This window comes from Carboxydocella sp. JDF658, from assembly GCF_002049395.1.
In the GTDB taxonomy this organism is placed as follows: Bacteria; Bacillota.
Genome location: NZ_BDLR01000097.1, coordinates 1 through 10010 on the forward strand (window position 1 = coordinate 1; position 10010 = coordinate 10010).

General features: G+C 45.9%; 14 protein-coding genes and 1 pseudogene. 13 read left to right on the forward strand and 2 right to left on the reverse strand.

What is annotated here, in order from left to right; all coding sequences use genetic code 11:
* The 8 genes and pseudogenes from JDF658_RS14495 to JDF658_RS11770 all read left to right on the forward strand — a co-directional run.
* Window positions 1-392: pseudogene (locus JDF658_RS14495) on the forward strand (DNA helicase RecG); the annotation flags it as partial.
* Between the two features lie 513 nt (window positions 393-905).
* A complete protein-coding gene (locus JDF658_RS14265) occupies window positions 906-1322 on the forward strand; it encodes a hypothetical protein (protein WP_143311788.1) in 417 nt (138 codons plus the stop codon).
* 69 nt (window positions 1323-1391) lie between these two features.
* Window positions 1392-1784, forward strand: coding sequence for a hypothetical protein (locus JDF658_RS11750; protein ID WP_078664947.1), 393 nt, complete (start codon window positions 1392-1394; stop codon window positions 1782-1784).
* A 760-nt stretch (window positions 1785-2544) separates the two neighbouring features.
* Window positions 2545-3390, forward strand: a complete 846-nt coding sequence (locus tag JDF658_RS11755) for a LuxR C-terminal-related transcriptional regulator (protein WP_079907769.1) — start codon at window positions 2545-2547, stop codon at window positions 3388-3390.
* A 598-nt stretch (window positions 3391-3988) separates the two neighbouring features.
* On the forward strand, window positions 3989-4168 hold the full coding sequence (locus tag JDF658_RS11760; RefSeq protein ID WP_079907771.1) for a small, acid-soluble spore protein, alpha/beta type: 180 nt from the start codon (window positions 3989-3991) through the stop codon (window positions 4166-4168).
* Between the two features lie 66 nt (window positions 4169-4234).
* Window positions 4235-4378, forward strand: coding sequence for a hypothetical protein (locus tag JDF658_RS14500; protein WP_159071902.1), 144 nt, complete (start codon window positions 4235-4237; stop codon window positions 4376-4378).
* A gap of 67 nt (window positions 4379-4445) precedes the next feature.
* Entirely contained in the window at window positions 4446-4670 is a 225-nt protein-coding gene (locus JDF658_RS11765; protein ID WP_078664944.1) for an alpha/beta-type small acid-soluble spore protein, read from the forward strand.
* A gap of 19 nt (window positions 4671-4689) precedes the next feature.
* Complete coding sequence (locus JDF658_RS11770) at window positions 4690-4923, forward strand: alpha/beta-type small acid-soluble spore protein (RefSeq protein WP_078664943.1); 234 nt, start codon at window positions 4690-4692, stop codon at window positions 4921-4923.
* A 46-nt stretch (window positions 4924-4969) separates the two neighbouring features.
* Here JDF658_RS11770 and gpr read toward each other — a convergent pair whose 3' ends face one another.
* On the reverse strand, window positions 4970-5956 hold the full coding sequence (gene gpr, locus JDF658_RS11775) for a GPR endopeptidase (protein WP_078664942.1): 987 nt from the start codon (window positions 5954-5956) through the stop codon (window positions 4970-4972).
* Window positions 5957-6038: 82 nt separating this feature from the next.
* Between gpr and JDF658_RS11780 the strand changes: the two genes are divergently transcribed.
* The 4 genes from JDF658_RS11780 to JDF658_RS11795 all read left to right on the forward strand — a co-directional run bounded on the left by JDF658_RS11780 (window position 6039) and on the right by JDF658_RS11795 (window position 8450).
* Complete coding sequence (locus JDF658_RS11780) at window positions 6039-6707, forward strand: DUF421 domain-containing protein (RefSeq protein ID WP_078664941.1); 669 nt, start codon at window positions 6039-6041, stop codon at window positions 6705-6707.
* A gap of 185 nt (window positions 6708-6892) precedes the next feature.
* Window positions 6893-7465: a 16S rRNA (guanine(966)-N(2))-methyltransferase RsmD gene (gene rsmD / locus JDF658_RS11785; RefSeq protein ID WP_078664970.1), complete on the forward strand. Its 573-nt coding sequence runs from the start codon at window positions 6893-6895 to the stop codon at window positions 7463-7465.
* Complete coding sequence (gene coaD / locus JDF658_RS11790; RefSeq protein WP_078664940.1) at window positions 7462-7950, forward strand: pantetheine-phosphate adenylyltransferase; 489 nt, start codon at window positions 7462-7464, stop codon at window positions 7948-7950. The genes rsmD and coaD overlap by 4 nt, the downstream gene beginning before the upstream one ends.
* A 26-nt stretch (window positions 7951-7976) precedes the next feature.
* Complete coding sequence (locus JDF658_RS11795; RefSeq protein ID WP_078664939.1) at window positions 7977-8450, forward strand: hypothetical protein; 474 nt, start codon at window positions 7977-7979, stop codon at window positions 8448-8450.
* On the opposite strand, the gene ylbJ is transcribed toward JDF658_RS11795, so the two are convergent.
* Window positions 8447-9649, reverse strand: coding sequence for a sporulation integral membrane protein YlbJ (gene ylbJ, locus JDF658_RS11800; protein ID WP_079907772.1), 1203 nt, complete (start codon window positions 9647-9649; stop codon window positions 8447-8449). The genes JDF658_RS11795 and ylbJ overlap by 4 nt on opposite strands.
* A 70-nt stretch (window positions 9650-9719) precedes the next feature.
* Here ylbJ and JDF658_RS11805 point away from each other — a divergent pair.
* Window positions 9720-10010 (forward strand): patatin-like phospholipase family protein (locus JDF658_RS11805; RefSeq protein ID WP_200805682.1); only part of this gene is annotated, 291 nt, incomplete at its 3' end.

The window sequence follows — 10010 nt, forward strand, 5'->3', positions numbered from 1 at the left end:
AACGCTTTGGCCTGGCCCAGCTCCACCAGCTGCGGGGCCGGGTGGGGCGGGGAGAATATCAGTCCTATTGTTTCCTGATTTCCGATACCCAATCGGCTGAAGGGCGGGCCCGCCTGCGCATCATGGAACAGACCAATGACGGTTTTGTGCTGGCGGAGGAGGATTTGAAACTGCGGGGCCCAGGGGAATTCTTCGGTACCCGTCAGTCAGGGCTGCCGGAACTGAAGGTGGCCGATCTGGTCAAGGATTTGCCCCTGCTGGAAGGAGCGCGCCAGCTGGCATTCCGGATTGTGGAAGAAGATCCGAAACTGGCCCGACCGGAACACCGGCTGCTGAAGGAGGAATTGAAAGCTACTTTTGCCGATGGTCTGGATTTGGCACAAATCGGGTAGTATTTTTAACGACGGGCTACTGGCCCGTTTTTTCTTTTGAGGGTCACTGCGTAATGTTTATGGGGTGACAAAAAAGGTGACAAAAAGGTGACAAACGGGGTGATACCATAATTAATCAAAATGGGATATATTCATATACAGAAGAGTGAGGGTAACAGGTATGTGTTTATGGGGGTGGTAGGAAGCTCTTACTTTTATCGCATTGTCATCCGATGGTGCTGACTATTTCGTTTAAAAAACTTTAATAGATTTATAAAAGTCTACCTGATGACAACTAAAGTATACTAAGTTAGGAGGTAAAATTTATGTTATTAAAGGTTGATAAAAGGATAAGTATGTTTATTGCGGTTATTCTAACCTTTTTTACTGGATAAGTTAACAGGCGACAGCTATGAGGTATCAGAGAAAAGAGCAGCGAACTATGTATACTCCAAAAAACAAGGGAATGTATTAATATTAACAATTAAAGGATCTAAAGATATTCAACTTGTTTACGCAGATTTTAATGGTAAAGTGAAAGTAGGTGCAGGTGTTCTTCAAAACGTAAATGGTACAAAAACAATAGATGTTTACGACATTAAAAATGGAAAAATCTATAATACCTCTAAAATAGAAATTATTAATAATCAACCTAAAATTAATTGGAAAGAAGGGCCTTTTATTCCGTATGATAAAAAAGATAAAACTGGTTCTCAAAAAGAAATAAACGCGGCATGGACTAGTTGTGATATCTGTCTTGGAATATGTAATACCCTCTGGAACGGTGGGTGTGGGTTAACTAGTTATTTTGCATGTATGATTGCCTGTTCACCATTTGGAAACTTCACCTGTCCGATAATTTGTGGAGTTGTCTATAGTATTATTTGTGGTGGAGTAGGAAGTTACATTACTTGTCCATCTTTGTGCCAAGATATAGGTTATTGTAAATAGAGGGTTAATATGGTTGAAGCCGAGTGGCTTCAACCATATTCTTAAATTAGTTGAAAGAGGTTAAAATCTATGAATTCTTGGTGGCTACTTATAAATATTATAGTTCTTTTAGTTTATGCATTTTTTCTTTTATATCCATTTTATTTACGTGACAAACAACCGCAGCGCTATAAGGGAATTTGGCTAGAAATTGGAACTCTTTTTAGGAACAGGTATGGTGCTCTTATAGTTTTAAATATTACTTTGGGACTTACAATTAACTTTATTATTAAAAGCTATACAAATAATGGAGCCTTTGGATTTATTTCAATGATAGTGTATTATTTGATTTTTTCAACAACTTTTTTATGGTATCCTTTTTACTTAAAAGAAAAAAAAGCTAGTAAATATAAAGGTATATGGAAGGTTATAGGAGATTGGATAGGAGACCCCCGAAGCGCTTTTCCGCATAGAAAACGTTAATAGATTAATAAAAATGCTATATTAAGAAATGGGGAAGGGAAAAGGTGTGGAAGATAAATACAACAACTTGTTTATCGTTAATTAACGCAGTTTTACTTAGTTATACGGCTTGGGTCAAATATACTGTTAAAGGCTGTTCTTCGTGTAACCAAATATTCTTTCTGCCAATAGATGGTGTAATTATAGCGTTGATAGGAGTTGTTGCTTCTGTCACCCTTGCGGTTTTGAATCATTTTTCAATGCGTTTTTCAAGCCTAAAATATCTGACACTTTTAACTGCGATGTTATGTGCTAGCTTTGCATCTTTTCTACAGTTCGCTCAATTTTTTTGGGTTGGGAATTTATGTTATTTCTGTTTAACTGCAACTATAATATTCTATGTAATCTTCGGTAACCTATTGTATAAAGTTGTAATCAAATCAATCTGGAAGAAAATAAATTCATTAACTACTATTCCTCCTGTATCACAAAATTAGAATTGTTTTTTGCAAGAGGAAATTTGTTATTTTTGTAAGGATTTTTCCACAAGTATCTGTTGGGAGATTTTATGGTAATGGCGTATAAGAGTTGCCTCATTCAGTAACGATTACTCCCAAGTTTTAAATAGGGCAGCACTGTCAACAGTTTTAACCGCCTGCCCCTTCCCAGGCTCACCGGTCGTAGACAAGCAGGGGGCTGGCCCATTTTTTCTTCTCAGGAAAAGTTTCACATGATAAAATATAGACATAGGAATGGGGGAGATTAAGAGGGGGGAATCTTTTTGTTTGATAAATGGAAACAACTTGATTTTCTCCACCAGGATACCAGTGTCTTATTTTTTGATTCAGTGCGGATCAATGAATCATGGCAAAAATCCAAACAACTTGGCATTAAACCGGACCAGGACAGACCCAGGATTTGTTTGAGTAAACAAAAAACATTAGTTAGAATAAAGCAGAACAAGATTTTATTAGAGATCGCGGCTCCGCTGCTGCAGGAAAGTTATGCCAGTTTGCTGGATAAAAATGTATTATTCCTGCTCTGTGATAAGGAAGGGTATGTCCTGGAGCTTACCTGTAGTCCGGAAGTGTTAAAAATGTGTGCTGAACTTGGAATAAGGAGAGGTACATCTTTTAGTTGTGAAAGTGCTGGAACCAATGCCATCTGCTTGGCCATGCAAGAACTAAAAACGGTAGTAGTTAGAGGAGAACAGCATTATTGTGACTTCTTAAAATCCTGGTACTGTGTTGCTGTTCCGATTTATAGCAGTTATCATGGAATAATGGGTTTTTTGGACATTTCTTCGCATATTGAAACCGATTTAATAAAGATGATTCCTTTAGTTGAAATGTTGGCAAAAATAATTTCCAGGGAAGTTGACCGGGAGACTCATGTTGCGGCAGACAAGGAGAGGCTGAAGTATTTGGAACTGTCCGGGCGGGAAAAGGTTGTTTTGGAGTACCTGGTTGCTGGATATAGTTATGAAGCAGTGGCTAGGAAGCTGAGAATTAGCAAAAACACAGTGAAAACTATAGTCCGCCGGGCCTATCAAAAACTAGAGGTTAAATGTCTTCAGGAGTGTAAGGAAAAATACTCCCGGTTTTTGGTTCGTTACAGCGATGAATAATCGCTGTGTTTTTGTTTACAGTGTGACAAAAAGTGATAAAGCAGGTATGTTTTTATAGGGGGGTAGGAAGCTATAACTATCGTACTCTCTCCGCAGGTGCCACAGGAGTCACCTCTTTGGCGATTACCGCCGGAACTATTTTGGGAGGAGCGGAGAGAAAAACTTGTACGCGATCAGCCATGACCACGTTGTAATTGATGTTATAGATTGCTGTTTGGTTGATTTCTATGCTTCCTTCTTCGTGCAATTATTGTAGCATATGCTAATAATTAAGTGGCTGCTGAGATAAGAGTATTTTTTTCGCCTTCCTGCCGCAAACTATGGCAGGAGGTGAAATGAAGATGGTAAAACCTGTACAACCGGATAATGCCGAAGCAGCAGTCAAATGTCCCCAGTGTGGCAACAGTGTCTTTCGCAATCCTGAAAATAAATGCGATGTTTGAGGCCAAACTTTGCTGGCCGGTCGGGTCGGCTATGTTTCCAATGAGGAGTATTAAAAGCGGGTTAGCCCGCTTTTGTTTTTGGAAAAAATTGCCTGGTTAGTTTTAAGCAAATCACGCAAACTATAAATGGTGCGATGGTGAAGGAGGTAGTGGCCATGGGCAGACGGCGCAGTATCATGTCCGAGCAGTTGAAGTGGGAAATTGCCAGAGAATTAGGGGTGGCGGACATCGTCCAGCGGGAAGGTTTCGGTGGCGTTACCTCGCGGCAATGTGGCATGATGGTGCACAAAGCCATTGAAATGGCGGAACGGGGTCTGGCCCAACCAAAACAGTAAGTCCAGTCGCACCAGCCAGGAGATTTTTCTCCTGGCTTTTTACACCCTCGAGAGGAGGTGAGGATGATGGCGAAAAAAAATAAAAAGGAATTTCCTCTGACTCCGGAGCTGAAAAAATTTCAGTATGAAGTAGCTTCTGAACTGGGCATCACTGGCATTGGCAACATTCCTTTTACAAAAGAGGAAACAGGTAAACAGCCGCGCCAATAACTGTTGCGTATAGGGTGACTGAATTTGATGGATACTATGAACACCAACAGCAAAGGAGGTGATAAAGATGCCAGGCGGACGCAATACCAATCAACCGGCTGTTCCCGGCGCCAAACGGGCCCTGGAGCAGTTCAAAATGGAAGTGGCCAATGAAATCGGCTTAGCCGGCAAGATTCAGACTGTTGGTTATGAAAACATGACCTCCCGTGAATGTGGCAGCATCGGTGGATGGATGACCAAGAAAATGGTACAACTGGCTGAACAGGCTTTGGCTGGTCGTGTACAACAGTAACGAAGGAGGTTGAGGGATCATGGCCAGAAATCGGAACAAAACTGCGGTTCCCGGTGCCAAAAGGGCTTTGGAACAGTTCAAATATGAAATCGCTAATGAAATCGGTTTAGCGGAAAAAATCCAGACTGTTGGCTATGAAAATATGACCTCCCGGGAGTGTGGCAGCATCGGTGGATGGATGACCAAGAAAATGGTGCAACTGGCTGAACAAGCTCTGGCCGGGCAAGCTGGCACCACTACTCCCCAGCAATAAGGGTGGCGGAGAAGGCGGGTTTGGTCCCGCCTTTCTCCATCTATGGCTAGTGCAGGTAGCTGAAGGCTTCCTGTTCGGGAATACCGGGGTGGAGGGCCAAATTCAGACCACCTGCGACTATCCTGGCACATTCGGAAATTAAATCATCAATATCCTTGGGAGTCATAACCAGATTGCCGGCGAAAGGGTGCAGCACTTCATTAATAATTTGTTGAATCATTGCCGGATTGAGATTCTTGTATATTTGATATAGGGTTGGGCTGGTCTGGAACTGCTCCAGTAATTTATCGATAGCCTCGCCGGCAATAACAGCAGCATGACAAACGGTGGGGATGCCAATGGCAATCACAGGAACCCCCAGAGTCTCTTGATTTAAACCCTGTCGTTTATGACCCAGGCCGGAACCGGGACTTATACCGGTGTCAGCTAGCTGGATAGTAGTGCCGATGCGCATGGCACTGCCAGCGGCCAGGGCATCAATGCAGATAACAGCATTGGGCTTGACTCTGTCCACTACCCCACGGATGATTTCAGCGGTTTCAATGCCGGTTATACCAAGGACGCCCGGGGCCAGAGCGCAAACCGGGCGCATCCCTCCGGCCAGTTCCTGGGGGGCATAATGAAAAAGGTGGCGGGTTACCAGGACGGAATTGATTACTCTGGGCCCCAGCGCATCCGGGGTAGCCTTCCAGTTGCCCAGTCCGACCAGAAGAACGGTGGCATCTGGCCCCAGGGATAGCAGGGATTTAAGCTGGTCGGCAAAAACCCGGGCGATTTCGGCCTGTACTAACCGGTTACCTTCCCTGATATCTGGTGCTTCGATGGTAATATATTTACCTGGCGGTTTACCCATTAATTGCTCTCCCTGGGCATCCAGGACTGTAACGATGGTTACGGTGGCATGAGGTTTTTGCAGTTTTTCCATTGCGACACCGGGAATTTCCCGTTGTACCTGGCCCCGAATCGCTTCATGGGCTTCGAGAGCCAGATCGAGATTGATGGAAAAATGCTTAAGCAATTCCGGTCGCGCCATGAATTATCTTCCTCTCCAAATTTCTGCCTTTAATGTACCCGGCAATTTTCGCAATTATACATAATTTTTTGGAGGGAAATATATGGCAAACGTGGTGTTGCGGGCAATTTTTGTTTATATTTTCATTCTGGTCATGGTAAGGTTAATGGGAAAAAGAGAAGTAGGACAGTTATCCACTTTTGATATTGTGGTTTTTATTGTGCTAGCAGAACTGGCTGCTATTCCCATGGAGTATTACCAGAAACCCCTGTTGCCCAGCCTGGTGCCTATTCTGGTAGTGGTTTTGCTGGAAATTATCACTTCCTATTTGGCGTTAAAATTTCCGGTCTTTCGTAAACTGATGGATGGACAGCCTTCCATTGTTGTGGCTAATGGCCAGCCGGTAATTGAGGAAATGAAACGCTTGCGCTATAGCCTGGATGATTTAATGGCTCAGTTACGGGAAAAGGGTTTTACCTCACCGGCGGAAGTGGAATTCGCGGTACTGGAGACTTCCGGAAAGCTAAGTGTAATCCCCAAAAGCCAGAATCGTCCCGTTACTCCTGCTGACCTGAGTTTAGCTACGAGTTATGAGGGATTACCTATCCCCTTAATCAAAGATGGGATTGTACAAAAACATAATCTGGGACAGATTGGTCTGTCGGAAAACTGGCTGGTTGGAGAGCTGCAAAAACAGGGGTACCAGCAGCCACAGCAAATCTTTTTCGCCTTGCTGGATACCAGAGGACAACTGCATCTCTATCCTAGATAAAAAAAGAAGGCCACTACCTTGCGGTGTGGCCCAATTTGTTACCCTTGCGGGTAACATTGGGAGAGGAGAAACCGGAGAAAGAGCTTGTAGGGAGAGTGTTGACTGGTTCATTTATATTTATTACCCGCAGGGAAAAGGTTTATACATCTGGAAAAAAATTTTTTCTATGCTATAATGCAAATGAGGTGAAAAAATTGCGGGTGATAGCTGGACAGGCCAGAGGTCGAAAACTGAAAGCTCCCAGGGGTATTTCCACCCGGCCGACTCTGGACCGGGTCAGAGAAGCTCTGTTCAATATTATCGGGAACCGAATCTGGGATAGTACCTGTCTTGACCTGTTTGCCGGTACCGGGGCCCTGGCGATTGAAGCCCTCAGCCGGGGAGCAACCCGGGCAGTGCTGGTGGAAAAGGACCCGAAAGCCCTGGCCTGCATCAGGGACAACTTGTCCAGCACCGGCCTGGAGGAAAGGGCAGAGGTATTAAAGGATGATGTCTATCGCGCCATTCCCCGTTTGGGACGGGAAGGGAGAAAATTTGATTTTATCTTTCTCGATCCGCCCTATGAACAAGGACATTTGTCCCGAGTGTTGCCATTGCTTTCGCAATACCGGCTGCTTCAGCAGGAGGGCTGGATTATAGTAGAGACCAGGTCACGGGAGCCGGCTATTGAAGAGATAGCAGGTTACCGGCTGAAACGGCGGGAAAAATATGGGGAAGCGGCCTTGAATTTCTATATTGAGGAGGAGAAGGCAGAGTGAAAATAGCTGTTTACCCGGGTAGTTTTGATCCTATCACCAATGGCCATCTGGATATTATCGAAAGGGCGGCAGATGTGTTTGATCAGGTGATAGTCGCTGTTTCGGTTAATTCTGCTAAGAAACCTCTTTTTTCAATGGAAGAACGAGTTGAATTATTACGGGAAGTTTTGCGGCCCTATCCTAATGTCAGGGTAGACAGCTTTACTGGTTTGACAGTAGACTATGTTGTTTCCCAGAAGGCGCGGGTAATTATCCGCGGCTTGCGGGCGATTTCCGATTTTGAAAATGAATTACAAATGGCGGTAACCAACCGCAAGCTCAAGCCTTCCGTGGAGACCTTTTTTATGATGGCGCGGGCGGAATATTCCTTTATCAGTTCCAGTTTAATTAAAGAAATTGCAAATTATGGTGGTTGCATTAAAGGATTTGTCCCCGAGGTTGTCGAAATTAAAATCAAGGAAAAACTGGCCCAGCTCAAGGGCTAAATTTACCCATTGGAGGGGAGCAGCGAGTGGAAGTACTGGATTTACTGGATAACCTGGAAGAAATGGTGAATGAAGCTTTTCGTGTACCCATTAGCAATAAGGTCTTGCTGGATGCCGGTGATCTTATCGAAATCCTGGACCGGATCCGGGTGCTTTTACCGGACGAGTTGAAGCAGGCCCGGATGATTACCCGGGAATATCAGCGGATTCTGCAAGATGCGGAACAGCAAGCGAAAAGAATTATCGACCAGGCCCATGATGAGAAAAGCAAACTGGCCCATGAAAGTGAAGTGGTCAAAGAGGCCCAAGCCCATGCTGAAGATATCATCAGGCAGGCGGAAGAAATGGCCCGGCAGATTCGGGAAGGGGCTACTGATTATGCCCTGGATATTTTGCTCAAGCTGGAAAGCAATTTGAGTCACGTACTGGATGAATTGAAGACCGGCCAGGAGCAGTTACGGGATTTGCAGCAAAAGAACCGGGCTAATCAGATGGGTTAGGATTTTAGCCGGTGCAGTAAACTGCTGATAATGGCCAGCAGAGTCAGCACCAGCAGGGTGAAAAGAAATAATTGACCGGAATAAACCAAAAGCCCCAGCCAGGAGGCATTAGCAGCCTGAGGTAGGGGCCAGGCTGCGGTTGGTATACTCCAGCCCAGCTGATAAAAAAAATAGGTATAAGGTATGGCCAGTAAGATATGAACCAGTCGTGCTTTGATAAAAGGCAGCAAGCGCAATGAAGTGGAACTGATAAAGCTGGCCACCTGGGCAATGACGGAAAAACCGCTCCAGGCCAAAATAGCGGCGATGGTAAGGACTTTAGCCTGCAAGGGCAGGTCGCTGATACTGGCCTGCTGACAGCCCAGGGTGATTTCCAGCAAACCAGTGCCGAGAGCCAAACCAATTCCCTCGGGCAGGCCCAGGAGTTGAAAAGGCCAATCCAGTAGACGGGCCAGGGCTCCCAGCAGGCCAAAATGAAGCAGCAGCTGGCTGATGGTAGCAAAAACAATGATAAACCCGCCGATAGCCAGCAGTTTATTGCATGCTTCTCCTACAGCTTCGGCCAGATGGCTGCCCAGGGGGCGCTCATTGGCCAGCAGTTTTTGGCGTAATTCTTGCAAAGCTGCTGCCCAGATTTTGTGATTTCCGGCCTTAAGTGGCGGCCGGGATGAATGCTGGCGGCTGCGCCAGGCTAACAGGATACCCAGGGTCAGATTGGCCGCATAATGGCCGGCAGCCAGGGTCCAGCCCAGGGCTGGCTGGCCCAGCATGCCAACGGCTACTGCTCCCAGCATGAACAAGGGCGAGGCGTTATTGGTAAAGGCCAGCAAGCGCTGGCCTTCTGCCGGCGTCAGTCGCCCTGCTTTGATTTCACTGGCTGTGATAACAGCACCAATGGGATAACCGGAAGTATAGCCTACGGCCAGGACGAAAGCGGCGGCACCGGGCAGATTAAAGAGGGGGCGCATTACCGGCTCCAGCAATACCCCCAGGCAGTGGGTAAGACCATAACGTTCCAGTAAGGCTGAACCGATAAAAAAGGGCAGGAGAGCCGGAAGAACGATTTCAAACCAGGCTCTGGTGCCACGCAAGGCCCCTTGAAAAGCAACTTTGGGGCTGATAGCCAGGGAAACAACTAGCAAGAGAGAACAAATCAGGATGAAATAGCCCTGATGCAGTTTTTGTTTTTCCCTGTTCAATTCCTATCCCCTGCCTTTCCATGAATAAATATATGGCAGAGGCGGAGAAATCAGACCAGGGGGTGAGGCCATGCAGGAGAGGCGGCCACGGCTAGCTCTGGCCCTGGGGGCTGGCTCAGCCCGGGGATTGGCCCATATCGGGGTTTTGAAGGTCTGGGAAGAGGAAAGATTACCTCTGGATTTACTGGTCGGTACTTCCATGGGTGCGATTATCGGGGGCCTCTATGCCTCTGGCATCAGCCCCCGCTGGCTGGCTAATCTGGTGGGCCCCCTCAGTAAGTTGAACTGGCGGGATCTGGGATTGGGGGGGCTGGGGCTATATAAAGGGGAAAATTTTTATCAGGCTCTCAAAGTGCTTACC

Excerpts from the sequence above, each read along its gene's own strand:
- JDF658_RS11750 (WP_078664947.1), top strand. The coding sequence starts at position 1,392 with ATGAATTCTTGGTGGCTACTTATAAATATTATAGTTCTTTTAGTTTAT.
- JDF658_RS11760 (WP_079907771.1), top strand. The coding sequence starts at position 3,989 with ATGGGCAGACGGCGCAGTATCATGTCCGAGCAGTTGAAGTGGGAAATT.
- JDF658_RS14500 (WP_159071902.1), top strand. The coding sequence starts at position 4,235 with ATGGCGAAAAAAAATAAAAAGGAATTTCCTCTGACTCCGGAGCTGAAA.
- JDF658_RS11765 (WP_078664944.1), top strand. The coding sequence starts at position 4,446 with ATGCCAGGCGGACGCAATACCAATCAACCGGCTGTTCCCGGCGCCAAA.
- JDF658_RS11770 (WP_078664943.1), top strand. The coding sequence starts at position 4,690 with ATGGCCAGAAATCGGAACAAAACTGCGGTTCCCGGTGCCAAAAGGGCT.
- gpr (WP_078664942.1), bottom strand. The coding sequence starts at position 5,956 with ATGGCGCGACCGGAATTGCTTAAGCATTTTTCCATCAATCTCGATCTG.
- JDF658_RS11780 (WP_078664941.1), top strand. The coding sequence starts at position 6,039 with ATGGCAAACGTGGTGTTGCGGGCAATTTTTGTTTATATTTTCATTCTG.